General features: G+C 72.7%; 11 protein-coding genes and 1 tRNA gene. 11 read left to right on the top strand and 1 reads right to left on the bottom strand.

Translation table 11 applies throughout. From position 1 onward, the window contains the following. The first annotated feature begins 26 nt into the window (after nucleotides 1-26). The 11 genes from plsY (at nucleotide 27) to VFQ84_RS03800 (ending at nucleotide 14,683) form a co-directional block, all read left to right on the top strand. On the top strand, nucleotides 27-647 hold the full coding sequence (plsY, locus tag VFQ84_RS03850) for a glycerol-3-phosphate 1-O-acyltransferase PlsY (RefSeq protein WP_325129390.1): 621 nt from the start codon (nucleotides 27-29) through the stop codon (nucleotides 645-647). After that, the gene (birA, locus tag VFQ84_RS03845; RefSeq protein WP_325129389.1) at nucleotides 640-1,605 is read left to right on the top strand and encodes a bifunctional biotin--[acetyl-CoA-carboxylase] ligase/biotin operon repressor BirA; all 966 of its coding nucleotides are present in this window, start codon (nucleotides 640-642) and stop codon (nucleotides 1,603-1,605) included. The genes plsY and birA overlap by 8 nt, the downstream gene beginning before the upstream one ends. Next, nucleotides 1,602-2,354 (top strand): type III pantothenate kinase, encoded by a 753-nt coding sequence (locus tag VFQ84_RS03840; protein WP_325129388.1) that lies wholly within the window; start codon nucleotides 1,602-1,604, stop codon nucleotides 2,352-2,354. Before birA ends, VFQ84_RS03840 begins: the two co-directional genes overlap by 4 nt. Beyond that, a complete protein-coding gene (locus VFQ84_RS03835) occupies nucleotides 2,351-3,007 on the top strand; it encodes an SPOR domain-containing protein (protein ID WP_325129387.1) in 657 nt (218 codons plus the stop codon). The genes VFQ84_RS03840 and VFQ84_RS03835 overlap by 4 nt, the downstream gene beginning before the upstream one ends. A 44-nt stretch (nucleotides 3,008-3,051) precedes the next feature. Then, nucleotides 3,052-3,127: transfer RNA gene (locus tag VFQ84_RS03830), tRNA-Thr, on the top strand. 108 nt (nucleotides 3,128-3,235) lie between these two features. Further along, nucleotides 3,236-10,084, top strand: a complete 6,849-nt coding sequence (locus tag VFQ84_RS03825; RefSeq protein ID WP_325129386.1) for a PAS domain S-box protein — start codon at nucleotides 3,236-3,238, stop codon at nucleotides 10,082-10,084. 29 nt (nucleotides 10,085-10,113) lie between these two features. Further along, on the top strand, nucleotides 10,114-10,590 hold the full coding sequence (locus VFQ84_RS03820) for a response regulator (RefSeq protein ID WP_325129385.1): 477 nt from the start codon (nucleotides 10,114-10,116) through the stop codon (nucleotides 10,588-10,590). Then, nucleotides 10,587-13,019: an EAL domain-containing protein gene (locus VFQ84_RS03815; protein WP_325129384.1), complete on the top strand. Its 2,433-nt coding sequence runs from the start codon at nucleotides 10,587-10,589 to the stop codon at nucleotides 13,017-13,019. The genes VFQ84_RS03820 and VFQ84_RS03815 overlap by 4 nt, the downstream gene beginning before the upstream one ends. Before the next feature lie 80 nt (nucleotides 13,020-13,099). Next, the gene (locus VFQ84_RS03810) at nucleotides 13,100-13,507 is read left to right on the top strand and encodes a rhodanese-like domain-containing protein (protein WP_325129383.1); all 408 of its coding nucleotides are present in this window, start codon (nucleotides 13,100-13,102) and stop codon (nucleotides 13,505-13,507) included. Beyond that, nucleotides 13,504-14,424: an arginase gene (gene rocF / locus VFQ84_RS03805; protein ID WP_325129382.1), complete on the top strand. Its 921-nt coding sequence runs from the start codon at nucleotides 13,504-13,506 to the stop codon at nucleotides 14,422-14,424. The genes VFQ84_RS03810 and rocF overlap by 4 nt, the downstream gene beginning before the upstream one ends. 109 nt (nucleotides 14,425-14,533) lie before the next feature. Beyond that, nucleotides 14,534-14,683 carry an entericidin A/B family lipoprotein gene (locus tag VFQ84_RS03800; RefSeq protein ID WP_325129381.1) on the top strand — a complete coding sequence of 50 codons (150 nt, stop codon included), beginning with the start codon at nucleotides 14,534-14,536 and terminating at the stop codon, nucleotides 14,681-14,683. A 130-nt stretch (nucleotides 14,684-14,813) separates the two neighbouring features. Here the strand turns inward: VFQ84_RS03800 and VFQ84_RS03795 are convergent, their stop codons facing one another. Continuing rightward, the gene (locus VFQ84_RS03795) at nucleotides 14,814-15,614 is read right to left on the bottom strand and encodes a hypothetical protein (protein WP_325129380.1); all 801 of its coding nucleotides are present in this window, start codon (nucleotides 15,612-15,614) and stop codon (nucleotides 14,814-14,816) included. Nucleotides 15,615-15,619 lie beyond the last annotated feature (5 nt).

Below are 15,619 nucleotides of genomic sequence, written 5' to 3'. Positions count from 1 at the left end.
CCCGCAGGCTGGCCCATAATGCCGGGATGATCGCGGCCCTCCTGATCCTGATCGCCTACCTGCTCGGCTCGCTGTCGGGCAGCCTGCTGCTCGGCCGCCTGCGCGGCGTCGACATCCGCACCCAGGGCAGCGGCAACGCCGGCGGCACCAATGCGCTGCGCACCCAGGGCTGGAGGTTCGCGCTGGGCACGGTGCTGGTGGACGTGGGCAAGGGCGTGCTGGCGACCTGGCTGGCGCTGCGCTTCGGCGGCGGCGAAGCGTGGCTGCCGTGGGCGGCGGGCGTCGCGGCGGTGCTGGGCCATGTCTGGCCGGTCTTCCACGGGTTCCGCGGCGGCAAGGGCGCCGGCACCCTGGTGGGCGTGCTGCTGGTGCTGTGGCCGCTGGGCCTGGCGGTGATGATCGGCAGCTGGTTGCTGGTGCTGGGCATCGGCGGCTACGTCGGCCTGGCCACGATCCTGGCCGCGGCCAGCCTGGTGCCGCTGGCGCTGCTCACCGGCGCCGATGCCTGGCGGCTGGGCTTCGCGGGCCTGCTGGCGCTGTTCATCCTGTTCACCCATCGAAGCAACGTGGCGCGCCTGCGCGCGGGCACCGAGCCGCGCTTCGAGCGCGCGCGCGTGCTGGTGCCCCGGCGCAGGGCCCATGACTGACCGCGCGCTGCTGGCCCGGCTGTGCGACGGCCCGGCCTCGGGCGCGGCGCTGGCGCGCGAGCTGGGCATCACCCGCAGCGCCGTGTGGAAGCGCATCGAAGCGCTGCGCGCGGCCGGCGTGGCGATCGCGGCCCGCCCCGGGCAGGGCTATGCCTTGGCGCAGCCGCTTCGGCTGCTCGATGCCGGCCGCCTGGCGGCGGCGCTGTCGCCGGCGGCGCAGGGCGAGCTGGCCGGGCTCGAGGTGCTGTTCGACACCGATTCCACCAATGCCGTGGCGCTGCGCGAACCGGTGCCGGCGCGCGGCTGCGGCGTCTGGTTGGCCGAGCGCCAGTCCGCGGGACGCGGCCGGCGCGGCCGGGCCTGGACCTCGCCGCTCGCGGCGCATGTCTACCTCAGCGTGTCCCGCCGCTTCGATGGCGGCATCGCGGCGCTGCAGGGGCTCAGCCTCGCGGTCGGCGTGGCGGCCGCCGAGGCGCTGCAGGCGCTGGGCTACCGCGGCATCGGCCTGAAGTGGCCGAACGACCTGCTGGCCGAGGGCGGCAAGCTCGGCGGCATCCTGATCGAAGTGGGCGGCGACGCCGCCGGCCCACTGCGCGTGGTGGTCGGCCTGGGCCTGAACGTGGCCATGCCGGCCGACGCCGCGCGCGACATCGACCAGCCCTGGTGCGACCTGGCCCGCCTGTCCGCGACGCCGCCGGATCGCGAGGCGGTCTGCGTCGCCCTGCTGGACGCGCTGCTGCCGATGCTGGCGCGCTTCGAACGGGACGGCCTGGCGCCGTCGCTCGAGGCCTGGGCCCGCCACGACCTGCTGGCCGGCCGCGCCGTGCGCATCACCGAAGGCGAGCGCGTGTACGAAGGCATCGCCGCGGGCATCGACGCCGACGGCGCGCTGCGCCTGCGCGGCCCCGACGGCGAACGGCGCTGCCACGCCGGCGAAGCCAGCCTGCGCGCCGCATGAACTGGCTGCTCGACCTCGGCAACTCGCGGCTCAAGGTCGCGTCCTGGGCGCCCGGCGAAGGCCTCGGCCCGGTGCAGGCCTGGCCCCACGGCGCCGCCGATTTCGCGCCGTCGCTGCAGCGCTGGCTGGCCGGCGTGCAGCCGGGCGACCGCTGCTGGCTGGCCTCGGTGGCCGGCTCCGAACTCACCGCCGCGGTGGCCGAGGCGCTGGCCAGCCACGGCAACCCGGCGATCCGCGCGCGCACCCGCGCGGCCTGCGCCGGCGTGCGTATCGCCTACGCCGAGCCGGCGCGCCTGGGCGTCGATCGCTTCCTCGCGCTGCTGGCCGCGCAGGCGCGCGGCCCCGGTCCCTGGCTGCTGGTGTCGGCCGGCAGTGCGCTCACCGTCGACCTGCTCGACGGCAGCGGCCAGCATCGCGGCGGCGTCATCGCGCCCAGCCCCGAGCACATGCGCGCGGCGCTGGCGGCCCGGTTCCCGGCCCTGGCCTACGCCGGTGGCGAGGCCTGCGATTTCGCCACCGACACCGCCGACGCGGTCGCCGGCGGCAGCGTCGGGGCCGCGGTCGGCCTGGTCGAGCGCAGCCATCGGCAGGCGATCCGCCTGCTGGGCGTGGCGCCGCGGGTGCTGGTCGGCGGCGGCGGCGCGCCGCGCCTGCGTGAGTGGCTTGAGATCGAATCGGAACCGGCACCGGGACTGGTGCTGGAAGGCCTGGCGGTCTATGCCGCCGACAAGGAGGACACGGGCGGATGATCCTGCGCGGACTGGTGGTGCTGTTGGTGTGCCTGAACCTGGGCGTGGCCGCGTGGTGGGCGCTGCACGTGCCGCCGCAGGTGCTCGCGCCGCCGGCGCGCGACGATGGCGTCGGCAGCCTGGTGCTGCTGGGCGAGGCCGAGGCGCCGCCGCCGCCGGACGCGGCCGAGCTCGGCGCAGTGCCGGTGCCGCTGCCCGACCAGCCCGTCTGCCTGAGCCTGGGCCCGTTCGGCACGCCGGCCGAACTGCGCGCGGCGATGGCGGCGCTGACGCCGAGCGTGGCGCGCATCCAGTTCCGCGAAGTGCCGGCCACCGAGCTGCGCGGCTACCGCGTCTACCTGCCGGCCGCCGGCAGCCGCGAGGCCGCGCTGGCGACCGCGCGCCAGCTCGCCGCCAAGGGCGTGCGCGACTACTACGTGGTCACCGCCGGGGCGCAGGAGAACACCGTCTCGCTGGGCCTGTTCCGCGAACTGGACAACGCCGGCAAGCGCCGCGAGGAGCTCGCCGCGCTGGGCTTCCAGGCCGTGCTGGAGCCGCGCACCGAAGACGCCGCGCAGTGGTGGATCGATCTCGCCGCCGAACCCGGCTTCGACTGGGCGTCGCGGCTGCCGCGCGCGACCGGCATCGAGGCGCGCCCGGTCGCCTGCCAGTAGCGGCCGCCACGCGTCGCGCCCCGCGGGTTAGAATCCGCCGCGTCGCCGGCATAGCTCAGTTGGTAGAGCAACCGCCTTGTAAGCGGTAGGTCCCCAGTTCGAATCCGGGTGCCGGCACCATTCCTGCCCGCGCATACCGCGAATCGCGGTCATGGCATTCGCCCCGGAATTGCGTTTCTATACCGAAAGGTAGTCCGACCGTCCCGGCCGGGGGAGACCGCTTCGCGCATGGGCAAGGCAGACGGCATCCCAGCACAGGACCGCTCCGGCGCGCGAGCGCCGGTCGCGGCGACGGCGTGGCTGGGCGGTGGCCTGTTGCTCCTGGTGCTCCTGGACGCGCTGTTGCTGAGGCCGGCGACACCGCCGGCGCTGCTGGCGTTGGGCGTGCCCTTCCTCGTCGGCGGCGGATGCTTGCTGCGCGCCCTGGCCTCCGGATCGGCCTGGCCCGATCGCATCGTCGGCGCCCTGCTGCTGGCGGTGTTGCTCGCGCTGCTGGCCTGGCCGGCGGCGCAGGCCGCGGTGAATCCGGGGGCCGTCATCGGCGCCGCGGCCTTGTTCCTGGGCCTGGTCCTGGCGCACGCCGGAAACTCCGTGGTGCAGCGCGCCGGCGTCCGGACGCTGGGCGCCCTGCAGCTGCTGCTGGCCTTGCTCGCGCTGGTCACCCGCATCGCGCCCCCCGACGCGGGCGGCCTGGGGCTGGCGGTGTCGGCGACGGTCGCGCACGCCGGCGTCGGCCTGGCCTGGCTGCTTTCGGGCCTGCGCGGCCAGCCCCAGCGGATGTTGCGCCTGTCGGCGGCCCTCCTGGGCGGCGTGGGGCTGCTGGCGATATCGGGCTGGCTGGCCGGCAGCCCCGCGATCGTGCAGGCCGGCACCGACAAGGTGCCGATGCAGTTCAACACCGCGCTGGGCTGCCTGCTGGCGGCGGTGAGCCTGGGGCTGCTGGGGATGGGTTGGCGCCGGCGGGCACTGCTGCCGATGCTGCCGATCGCGGTGATGGCACTCGCCAGCCTGGCCGAGGAATACGCCGGCCTGGCCTTGGGCGTGGGCGAATGGCTGCTGGCGCACGACATCGTCGCCGAGGGCGTGGCGCCCGGGCGGATGGCGCCCAACACGGCGATGGGTTTCCTGGTCGCCGCGCTCGGCATCGCGCTGGCGCCCGGCGACGGGCCGCGTGCCCCCAGCCGCTGGGCCGCGACCTGGGCCTGTGGCTTCATGGTGTCGGTGGTCGGCGCCGTGGTCCTGGCCGGCTACCTGGTCGACGTGCCGATGGTGCGGGCCTGGGGTTCGCATACGCCGATGGCGCTGCTGACCGGCGTCGCGATGCTGGTGCTGGGCCTGGGCCTGGCCTTCGCCGGCAGCGCGGTCGACGTGGGACAGCGCCAGCGCGGCGTCTGGCTGCCGCTGGTGGTGGCGATGGCGGTGACGCTGACCTCGATCACGGTCTGGTTCGGCATCAATCGCGACCAGGAGCGGCGCGAGCAGGCGGCGCTGGAGCGGCAGATGGCGGCGGTGGAGCAGTCGCTGGCCGAAGGCGTCCGCTTGCGCCTGGACGCCCTGGACCGGATGGCCGTCCGGCTCACGCGCGCCCCCGACGACGCCACCCGGCGAACCTATTTCCACCTGGACGCCGAGCTGTACGTCAGCGACTTCCCGAGCATCGCCGCCCTGGTCCTGACCGATCGGGACGGCGTCGCGGTGGAGGTCTACACCCGGCTGGAGAACGCACCGGACCTGGTGGGTCGCCACGTCGACCTGGATGCCGGGCTGGCCGAGCTGTTCCGGCGCGCGGAAGCAGCCGGGGGCGACGCCGTCGCCGGCGAGTCGTCGCTGGGGCCCGCCGATCGCGGCGAGCTGGTCGTGCGTCGCGCCGAGCGCGACGGCGAGACCGTGGGCTTCCTGGTCACCGCCATCGAGTACCGGCAGCTGTTCCCCCGGGTGCTGGGTGCCGTCGGCCCGCAGAACGACATGGTGCTGCGACGGGGCGCGCGCGAGGTTTTCCGACGGGGCGGGCTCGACCGCGGCGAGCCGGCGATGGTCCGCGAGATCGGGCTGCTGGGCACGCCGCTGCGCATCGAGCTGTGGCCGATCCCGGCGGCGCCGGGAACCGGCAACTATGCCAACCTGCTGCTGTTCACCGGCCTGGCCACGGGCGGCCTGCTGGCCCTGGCGCTGCGGCTGGCGGCGCTGGCGCGGCAGCGCGCCGAGCAGGCCGAGCGCACCGGCGGTGCGCTGGCGCGGCAAATGGAGGAGCACGAGCACGCCCGCCGGGCGCTGGCCCACGTCGAGCGCGAACTGGGCGCGGTGTTCGAAAGCATCAGCGACGCCTTCTACACGCTCGACCATGAGTGGCGCTTCGTGCTGGTGAATCCGCGCGCCGAGCAGATGATGCAGCGGCCGGACCGCCAATTGGTCGGCCAGACGGTCTGGGAAGCCTTCCCGGCGGCGGTGGGCAGCGAGATCGAGACCCAGTTCCGGGCCGCCGCGGCGGAGCGGCGCACGAAGGTGTTCGAGGTCTACTTCGCGCCGCTGGGCAGCTGGTTCGCGGCCCGGGTGTTCCCGCATCCGAACGGGCTGGCGGTGTATTTCCAGGACATCAGCGACCGCAAGCGTGCCGAGCTGGCGCTGGCCCGCGCCCAGGCCAGCTCCAGCCGCGCCCAGCGGCTGGCCCAGCTGGGGGCCTGGGAATACGACCTGACCACGGGCGAGCTGCAGTGGTCCGACGACGTGCTGCGGCTGTTCGGACTCGATGGCCAGCGGATGGCGCGCGGGTTGCCGGCGCTGGTCGAACGGGTGGTGTTCGACGACCGCGCCAGGGTGCAGGAGGCGCACCGCGGCCTGCACGCCGGCGAGGGTGACATCGACATCGAGTACCGCGTGCTGCGCCCCGACGGCGAGATCCGCGCCGTGCGCGAGATCGGCACCCTGGTGCGCGACGACCAGGGGCAGCCGCTGTTCGCCGCCGGCGCCATCCAGGACATGACCGAGCGCCGCCGCGCCGAGGACGCACTGCGCGAGCTGACGCGGCGCCTGGAACAGTCGCTGGTGCTCAACCGCCTGGTGATGGACAACTCGCTGGACGTGATCTGCGCCATCGACGCCAACGGGCGCTTCAGCCAGGTCAGCGCCGCCAGCGCCACCGTCTGGGGTCATCCGCCGAATGAGCTGCTGGGCCGGCCGGTGGTCGACCTGGTGCACCCCGACGATCGTGGCGCCACCCACCGGGCCATGGCCGACGTACTGGCGGGCCGGCCGACGCTGGACTTCCGCAATCGCCATATCGCCCGCGACGGACGCGTGGTGATCATGCAGTGGTCGCTGGTGTGGTCGCCGCGCGAGCGCCTGGTGTTCGCGGTGGCGCGCGACGCCACCGAGTCCGCACGCCAGTCGCAGGCGCTGCGTGAGGCCAAGGAAAGCCTGCAGCGCGCCCAGCAGGTCGCCCGCATGGGCGCCTGGGAGTACGACATCGCCGGCAACCGGTTGGCCTGGTCGGACGAGGTGTACTCGATCTTCGAGGTCCGTCCGGACGAGTTCGCCGGCAACTTCGAGGCCTTCGCCGCGCGCGTGCACCCCGACGACTATCCGGGCCTGCTGAAGGCGCAGGAAGCCACGCTCGCGGGCGGCCCCGACCTCGACATCGAGCACCGCATCGTCTTCCCGGACGGCCGCACCGGCCATGTGCACGAACGCGCGCGCCTGGTCCGCGACGAGACCGGCCAGCCGCGGCTGCTGGCCGGCAGCGTGCAGGACATCTCCGAGCGCCGGCGCATCCAGGAGCAGCTCGAGCGCAGCGAGCAACTGCTGCGCATGGCCGGCCAGGCGGCGCGGCTGGGCGGCTGGTACTTCGACCTGGCGGAAAAGCGGGTGGTCTGGTCGGAGGAAGTGGCCGCCATCCACGAGCGTCCGGCCGGCTTCTCGCCGCCGCTGGACGAGGCCATCGACTACTACGCCCCGGAGCATCGGGACCGGCTGCGCGAGGTGCTGCGTGCGTGTTCGGAACAGGGCGCGCCGTTCGACGAACAGCTGGTGCTGCTCACCGCCTCGGGCCGCCGCGTCTGGGTCCGTGCGATGGGCCTGCCGGTCTTCGATGACCAGGGCAAGGTGGTCCGCGTGCAGGGCGCGTTCCAGGACGTGTCCGAGCGCAAGCAGCAGGAGCTGCGCCTGCTCGAAAGCGAGCAGCGCATGCGCACCACGGTGGAAAGCGCCTTCGACTGCATCATCACGATGGGCGACGACGGCGGCATCCTCGAGTTTAACGCGGCGGCCGAGCGCACCTTCGGCCATGCCCGCGCCGACGTGGTCGGCAAGCGGCTGTCGGACGTGATCATCCCGCCGGCCCTGCGCGCGGCGCACGAGGAGGGCATGCGCCGGTTCCTGGCGACCGGCGAGCAGCGCGTGCTCGGGCGCCGACTGGAGCTGTCGGCGCTGCGCGCGGACGGCGAGGAGATCCAGGTCGAGCTGTCGATCACCGAGGTCGAGTCCGAGGCCGGGCGCGCGTTCACCGGCTTCATCCGCGACATCACCGCGGCCAAGCTGGCGCAGCGGCTGGAGGCCGGGCAGCGGGCGATCCTGGCCGGCATCGCCGCGCGACGGCCGCTGGCCGAGACCCTGGAGGCCGTGGCCCGCCTCTACCAGCTCCAGTCCCCCGAGGCGATGTGCTCGGTGCTGCTGCTCGACGAGGCCGGCGAACGCGTGCTGACCGGCGCGGCCCCGGACCTGCCCGAGGCCTTCAGCCTGGCCGTGCACGGCCAGCCGATCGGGCCGAAGGCGGGCTCCTGCGGCACCGCCGCCTGGCGCGGCGAGCGGGTGGTGGTCACCGATATCCGCACCGACCCGCTGTGGGACGACTACCGCGCGGTGGCGCTCGAGCACGGCCTGCTGGCCTGCTGGTCGACGCCGGTGAAGTCGGCCAAGGGCCGGGTGCTGGCGACCTTCGCCACTTACTACCGCCAGCCGCGCACGCCGACCGCGGCGGAGCTGGCGGTGGTCGACAGCCTGGCGGCGATGGTCGCCATGGCGGTCGAGCAGGTCGCGGACTACCGGCGGATCCAGCTCAGCGAGCAGCGTTTCCGCTCGCTGTTCGAAGAGCATCCGGACGCGGTCTACGCGATGGACCTCGACGGCCGCTACACCGACTACAACGGCCGCCTGCGCGCGACCGGGCGCACCATCGAGCAGGTGCGGGGCCAGATGTTCGACGCCAACGTCGCGCCCGAGCAGCGCGAGATCGTCCGCGCCCACTTCAGCGCCGCAGTGCGCGGCGAGGCCCGTACCTACGAGGCCACCGCCGTGCTCGACGGCGGCCATCGGCTGGACATGCGCGTCACCAACCTGCCGATCGTGGTCGATGGCCGCGTTACCGGCGTGTTCGGCATCGCCCAGGACATCAGCCTGCTGCGCAAGCACCAGCGCGAGCTGGCCGATGCCCTCGATGCGGCCGAGAACAACAGCCGCCAGCTCCGGCGGCTCAGCGATTCGGCCATCCGGCTCAATCGCGACCTGCGCGAGGAGGCGCTGTACCCCCTGCTGGCCGACATGGCCCGCGACATCCTGGGCGCGCACCAGGCGGTCGCCAGCGTCGGCATGGGCGGCAAGAAGCACCAGATCCACGCGGTGTCGCTGTCGGAGAAGTACGCCAGGTGGCGCGACTACGCCACGCCGGCCGACAACAGCGGCATCTACGCCGTGGTCGCCGAGACCAACCAGCCCATGCGCCTGACCCAGGCCGAGCTGGAGGCGCACCCGCGCTGGCGTGGCTTCGGCCCGCATGCCAAGGACCATCCCCCGATGCGCGGCTGGCTGGCGGTGCCGCTGGTCGACAGCGCCGGCCAGAACATGGGCCTGCTGCAGCTGAGCGACAAGCAGCGCGGCGAGTTCACCGAGGACGACCAGCTGGTGGCCATGCAGTTCGCGCAGATGGCCTCGATCGCGATCGAGCGCGCGCGGCTGATCGATCGCCTGAGCGTGCGCGACCGCTTCTTCGACATGTCGGCCGAGATCTTCGTCATCTTCAGCCCGGCGCTGCGGCGCTGGCTGCAGGTGAACCCGGTCTTCTGCCAGATCACCGGCTACAGCGCCGAGGAGCTGTGCGGCCGCGAGTTCACCGACTTCATCCATCCCGACGACCGCGGCAGCACCCGCGAGCGCGCCAAGCGGCAGAAGGCCGGCGTCGGCGTGCCCCACCACTTCGAGAACCGCTACGTCAGCCGCGACGGCGCCGTGCACTGGATCGCCTGGACCTCGGTGCCGGGCGCCGACGGCCTGGTCTACGGCGTCGGCCGCGACATCACCGAGCGGCGCCGCGCCGAGCAGGCGCTGCGCCAGACGCTGGTGGACCTGAACAACCGCAACCGCGAGCTCCAGGACTTCGCCTTCATCGCCTCGCACGACCTGCAGGAGCCGCTGCGAAAGATCCGGGCGTTCTCCGATCGCCTGCAGCAGCGCCACGCCACCCAGCTGGCCCCCGAGGCGCGCGACTACCTCGACCGCACCAGCCATGCCGCCGCCCGCATGCAGACCCTGATCGACGACCTGCTGGCGTACTCGCGCGTGGTTGCCCGCGGCAAGCCCTTCGCCGACGTGGACCTGGGCAAGGTGCTGTCGGACGTGCTCGAGGACCTCGAGGCGCGGCTCGAATCCAGCGGTGGCCGCATCGAGCGCGGCACCCTGCCGACCCTGGAGGCCGACCCGACCCAGATGCGGCAGCTGCTGCAGAACCTGCTGGCCAATGCCCTGAAGTTCCGGTCGCCGGACCGGCCGCCGGTGGTGAAGGTGTCGGCCGCGAAAGCGACCCTGGACGGCGTCGCGGCCTGGCAGCTGCGCATCGAGGACAACGGCATCGGCTTCGAGCCCCGGTACGGCGAGAAGATCTTCGGGCCCTTCCAGCGCCTGCACGGGCGCCAGGACTTCGAGGGCACCGGCATCGGACTGGCCATCGTGCGGCGCATCGCCGAGCGTCATCGCGGCACGATCCGCGCGGAAGGCCGCCCTGGCGAGGGCGCTACGTTCATCATTGTGTTGCCGGCACGCCAGCCGCCGGAAGCGCCGGACGGCGTGCCGAATGCCCCGGGACTGGGGTAGCGGCGCGGAATTGGGTTAGATTGGCCGGCATGACCCCCCGCGCCGGTGGAGCCCCCCCTTTGATCACGATCCTGATGGCCGAAGACGACGCGGATGATCGGTTGATGACGCGCGAAGCCTTTCTGGAGTGCCGCTTGGGCAATCCGCTGCAGTTCGTGGTCGACGGCGAGGAACTGATGGATTACCTCAAGCGCCGCGGCCAGTACGCCGACGCCGCCCGCTACCCGATGCCCGGCCTGATCCTGCTGGACCTGAACATGCCCCGCAAGGACGGCCGCGAGGCCCTGCGCGAGATCAAGTCCGATCCCGCGCTGCGCGACATCCCGGTGGTGGTGCTGACCACGTCCAAGGCCGAGGAGGACGTCGCCCACAGCTACAGCGACGGCGCCAATTCCTTCATCACCAAGCCGGTCAGCTTCGCCGCGCTGATCGAGGTGGTGCAGACCCTGGGCAAGTACTGGCTGCAGATCGTCGACCTGCCGCCGCCGGGGCATCCCGCCAAATGATGCGACCGATCCAGCTTCGCGTCCTCGTGGTGGACGACGACGAAGAGGATTTCCTGATCCTGCGCGACCTGCTGGCCGACTTCCCGGCGGGTCAGTTCACGCTCGAGTGGGTGCCCACCCTGGCGCAGGGCGTCGCGGCGCTGCGCGCGGGCAGCTACGACGTGTACCTGGTCGACTACCTGCTGGGGCCCGACAACGGCCTCGACCTGGTGCGCCTGGCCGTGGCCGAAGGCAGCGCCCACCGCCCGGTGATCATGCTCACGGGCCAGGGCAACGACGAGGTGGACCGCGAGGCGCTTGATGCCGGTGCCGCCGATTACCTCATCAAGGGCAACATCGACGGCGAGAAGCTGGCGCGTTCGCTGCGCTATGCCGCCGAGCGTGCGCGCCACGTCGGCGAGCTCGACGAGGCCCGCGCGCGCTACCAGATGCTGTTCAACCGCACCCCGTTCCCGTCCTGGGTCTATGACGTCGGGACCCTGCGTTTCCTGGCGGTGAACGACGCGATGGTCGAGCGCTACGGCTACAGCCGCGACGAGCTGGCCGGCATGGGCATCGCCGACATCCGTTCGCCGGCCGAGGCCCAGCGCCTGCGCGCGTACCTGGCCGGGACGGAATGCCGGGACGGGTTCGTCGGCGTCTGGCAGCACCAGCGCAAGGACGGCGGCACGCTGTGGGTGGAGATCACCAGCCACGCCCTGCAGTTCGACGGCCGCGCCTGCCGCCAGGTGATCGCCGTCGACATCAGCGAGCGCCGCACCGCGCAGGAGCGCCTGCAGCTGCTCGAGCGCGCGGTCGAGTCGAGCATCAACGGCGTGGTCATCACCGACCCGCGCCAGCCCGACAACCCCATCATCTACGTCAACCCCGCCTTCGAGGAGATGACCGGCTACACCGCCGCCGAGGCGATGGGCCGCAACTGCCGGTTCCTGCAGGACGAGGCCACGTCGAAGGCGGAGGTGGACATCATCCGCGCCGCCCTGCGCGAGGAGCGCGACTGCAACGTCATGCTCAGCAACCGGCGCAAGGACGGCAGCCATTTCTGGAACCACCTGTTCATTTCGCCGGTGCGCGACGACGAGGGCCACCTGGTCAACTACGTCGCCGTGCAGAACGACCTGACCGAGCGCCACCGGGTCGAGGCCGAGCTGGCCTATACCGCCAGCCACGACGCGGTGACCGGCCTGCAGCGCTTCCCGGTGCTCGAGTCGACCCTGGGCGGGATGCTCGACCAGGAAGGCGCGGTGGTGTCGGTGCTGTTCATCGACATCGATCACTTCCACGCCATCAACGAATCCATGGGCCACCTGATCGGCGACGAAGCGCTGCAGGTGCTGGCCGAGCGCATCGGCCCGGTGGTGGGCGGCCGCGGCTACCTGTCGCGCTTCGCCGGCGACGAATTCGTGGCGATCGCGCCGGGCCTGGACAGCGCCGGGGCGCTGGCGCTGGCCGACCGGCTGCGCACCGCGGTGGCGCTGCCCATCGAGGGCGATGGTTACAAGCTCTTCCTCACCGCCAGCATCGGCATCAGCCGTTCGCCCGAGCATGGCGACAGCGGCATGGAGCTGCTGCGTCGCGCCGAGGCGGCCATGACCCGCGCCAAGCGCCAGGGCCGCGACAGCATCTGCGAGTTCTCGGCCACGCAGATGCAGGAGCTCGAGGACCGGCTGGTGCTGGGCGCGCGCCTGCGCGAAGCCATCGCCCGCGACGAACTGAGCCTGCACTACCAGCCGCAGCTGGCCGCCGCCGACCTGCGCATCACCGGCTTCGAGGCGCTGGTGCGCTGGACCAGCCCGGACCTGGGCCCGGTGCCGCCGGGCCGCTTCATTCCGATCGCGGAGTCGCTGGGCCTGATGCCGGAAGTCGGCCTGTGGGTGCTCAACGAGGCCTGCCGCCAGCTGCGCGCCTGGCGCGACCAGGGGCGCGACGGCTTCACGGTGGCGGTCAACTTCTCGGCCCAGCAGCTGCAGCGCCCCGACGTGGTGGCCCAGGTGGCCGCCGCACTGGCCCGCCACGGCGTGCCCGCCACGATGCTCGAGATCGAACTGACCGAAAGCTCGCTGATGGAGAACGTCGAACGGGTGCAGGGCCGCCTGGCCGAGCTCAAGGCGCTGGGCGTGTCGCTGTCGCTCGATGACTTCGGCACGGGTTACTCCAGCCTGTCCTACCTGCGCGAGTTCTCGCTCGACAAGCTCAAGATCGACCGCAGCTTCGTCAAGGACCTGCCCGAAAGCGCCGACGACGCCGTCATCGCCCGCACCATCGTCGCCATGGCGCACCAGCTGCGCATGCGGGTGGCGGCCGAAGGCGTCGAGGACGAGGCCCAGGCCGCGTTCCTTCGCCAGATCGGCTGCGACGAGCTGCAGGGCTACCACTTCGGTCGCCCGGTGCCCGCCGACGAGATCGACCGCCGGTTCCCGCGGGACTGAACCGCGGCCACGCCGCGGGTGGCGGCCGGCGCGGCCGGGGGCTTATCCTGAGCGCCCCCAATCCACGCGAGGACGCGCCCATGCGACGTCATCCGATGCTTGTTTCCCGGGCCCTGCTGCTGGCCTGCCTGCTGCCGCTGGCGGCCTTCGCCGGCCGGCCCGGCGTGGCCCCCGCCGCGGTCGCGGAAATCACCGCCCGCCCCGATGCGCCGCTGCTGCTGGACGTACGCAGTCCGGAAGAGTTCGCCGCCGGCCACATGGCCGGCGCCGTGAACATCCCGCATGACCAGCTGGCCTCGCGCCTGGCGGAAGTCGAGGCGGCCGACCGGCCGTGGGTGCTGGTGTATTGCCGCAGCGGCAAGCGCGCCACCAGCGCCGAGGCGGTGCTGGCCAAGGCCGGCGTGGAAGTGCGGCAGGTCGAAGGCAGCTGGCTGCGCTGGGAGGCCGAAGGGCGCCCGGTGGTCGTGCCGGCGGAGTCCGGCCGATGAGCCTGTCGCGTTCCATCGCCCTGGTGGGCGCGCCCACCGACATCGGCGCCGGCCACCGCGGCGCCAGCATGGGCCCCGAGGCGCTGCGCGTCGCCGGCCTGGCCGAGGCCCTGCGCGGCCGCGGCCTGGACGTGCTCGACACCGGCAACCTGCAGGGTCCCTACAACCCCTGGCTGCCGCCCACCGACGGCTACCGCCATCTCGACGAGGTGGTGACCTGGAACCGCCTGGTGATGGACGCGATGCACGCCCAGCTGCAGGCCGGCCGCCTGCCCATCCTGCTCGGCGGCGACCACTGCCTGGGCGTGGGCAGCATCACCGCCGTCGCCCGCCACTGCCGCGAGACCGGCAAGAAGCTGCGGGTGCTGTGGCTCGACGCCCACGCCGACTTCAACACCAGCCAGGTGACGCCTTCGGGCAACGTGCACGGCATGCCGGTGGCCTGCCTGTGCGGCCTGGGCCCGGAGGCCCTGGTGAACCTGGGCGGCAGCGCGCCGGCGATCCAGCCGGCCGAGATCCGCCAGATCGGCATCCGCTCGGTGGACCAGGGCGAGAAGCGGCTGGTGAAGGAATACGGCCTGGACATCTACGACATGCGCTTCATCGACGAGTTCGGCATGAAGCGGGCGATGGAGAAGGCGCTGGAAGGCATCGATGCCGACACCCACGTGCACGTGAGCTTCGACGTCGACTTCCTGGACCCGGCGATCGCCCCCGGCGTCGGCACCACCGTGCCCGGCGGCCCGAACTACCGCGAGGCCCAGCTGGTGATGGAAATGATCGCCGACACCGGCCGCCTGGGGTCGCTGGACATCGTCGAGCTCAACCCGGCCTTCGACGACCACAACCGCACCGGGCTGCTGGCCGTGGACCTCGTGGAAAGCCTGTTCGGCAAGTCCACCCTGATGCGCGACTGACGCCTTCGGCCCCGTCGCCGTGAACCCCGGGTGAAAACAGCCGGCGTTCATTGACAGGCCGGTCGGCGCGCATAGACTCACGCCACCCAAGACCACAAAGGAGCCTGCCATGACCCGTGCCCGTTCGTTCCAGCTCGCACTGCTTGCGATGTTCGCCGCGATCGCCCTGTCGGGCTGCAACACCATCGAAGGTTTCGGCAAGGACGTGAAGAAGGCGGGCGGCGAGCTCGAGGAAGCCGCGGAAGAAGCCAAGAACTGATTCCGCCGCGCGTGGGACCGAAGGGCCGGGCCGCCATGCCCGGCCCTTTCCTTTTCCTGTCGGAGCGCCATCACGCGCGAAGCTTTTCGGCGGAGAGCTTCGCGCCTGAAGGCGCTCCTACAGGGTTTGCTCAGCGCGGATCGGGCACGAAGCCGATCGGGAAGGCCTCCGGCGCGCGGCGCGGGTGCGGCCAGCGGGCGGGCAGCACGCCGCGGGCGACCAGCGCCCGCGTGCTGTCGTACCAGACCGACACGACCTGGTTCGGCTGCGCGCTTTCCCGCTGGAAGTGGGTGGTGGTGGCGGCATCCCAGCGACGCGCGCCGTGGCCGGTGCCCAGTTGCTGCTGCGCGCGATCGCGCTCGTAGGCGGGCGCCAGGGCGGCTTCCGCGGACGCCTGTGGCGCCATCGCGTCGGCGGCGCCGGCGCGGGCCTTCGCGGCCGGCGCGGCCTGGGCGATCTCGGCCTCCCAGCGCGGCGGCGGCGGGCGCCGTTCGCGGAAGGCGGCCACGCCGATCACGCCGACGTTGCCGGGCCGGCCGGTGCGGGCGGCATAGCTCTCGCCCAGCGCGGTGAACTCGAACTCGGCGACCTCGTCGAGGTTCTTGCGCCAGCCGCGCACTTCCAGGCGCTGCCAGGGCTGCAGCACGTAGCCCGCCTGCTGGCTGCCGGCGGTTTCACCGCTGATGGCGTTCACGCCGTCCACCGACACCACGGCCAGCACGCGCTCGCCGGTCAGGTTCTGCAGCACGACGGCGTAGCGGTGCCCGGGGCGTCCCTCGAGGTAGTCACGGCCGCGATAAGGCAGGCGGGGCAGGGTTTCCTGGCGGTCGAGGTCCTGCACCTGCAGGTCGACCAAGGCCTGGGCGCGGGCGGCGACAGGCAGGCTGGCCAGGGCGGCCAGGGCGAGCAGGGGGGCGATCAGGCGTTTCATGGGCG

Origin of the sequence: Arenimonas sp. (assembly GCF_035721105.1) — a bacterium.
Classification (GTDB): Bacteria; Pseudomonadota; Gammaproteobacteria; order Xanthomonadales; family Xanthomonadaceae; genus Arenimonas.
This window is presented reverse-complemented; position numbering and strand designations above follow the sequence as displayed.

Excerpts from the sequence above, each read along its gene's own strand:
- plsY (WP_325129390.1), top strand. The coding sequence starts at position 27 with ATGATCGCGGCCCTCCTGATCCTGATCGCCTACCTGCTCGGCTCGCTG.
- birA (WP_325129389.1), top strand. The coding sequence starts at position 640 with ATGACTGACCGCGCGCTGCTGGCCCGGCTGTGCGACGGCCCGGCCTCG.
- VFQ84_RS03840 (WP_325129388.1), top strand. The coding sequence starts at position 1,602 with ATGAACTGGCTGCTCGACCTCGGCAACTCGCGGCTCAAGGTCGCGTCC.
- VFQ84_RS03835 (WP_325129387.1), top strand. The coding sequence starts at position 2,351 with ATGATCCTGCGCGGACTGGTGGTGCTGTTGGTGTGCCTGAACCTGGGC.
- VFQ84_RS03825 (WP_325129386.1), top strand. The coding sequence starts at position 3,236 with ATGGGCAAGGCAGACGGCATCCCAGCACAGGACCGCTCCGGCGCGCGA.
- VFQ84_RS03820 (WP_325129385.1), top strand. The coding sequence starts at position 10,114 with ATGACCCCCCGCGCCGGTGGAGCCCCCCCTTTGATCACGATCCTGATG.
- VFQ84_RS03815 (WP_325129384.1), top strand. The coding sequence starts at position 10,587 with ATGATGCGACCGATCCAGCTTCGCGTCCTCGTGGTGGACGACGACGAA.
- VFQ84_RS03810 (WP_325129383.1), top strand. The coding sequence starts at position 13,100 with ATGCGACGTCATCCGATGCTTGTTTCCCGGGCCCTGCTGCTGGCCTGC.
- rocF (WP_325129382.1), top strand. The coding sequence starts at position 13,504 with ATGAGCCTGTCGCGTTCCATCGCCCTGGTGGGCGCGCCCACCGACATC.
- VFQ84_RS03800 (WP_325129381.1), top strand. The coding sequence starts at position 14,534 with ATGACCCGTGCCCGTTCGTTCCAGCTCGCACTGCTTGCGATGTTCGCC.
- VFQ84_RS03795 (WP_325129380.1), bottom strand. The coding sequence starts at position 15,614 with ATGAAACGCCTGATCGCCCCCCTGCTCGCCCTGGCCGCCCTGGCCAGC.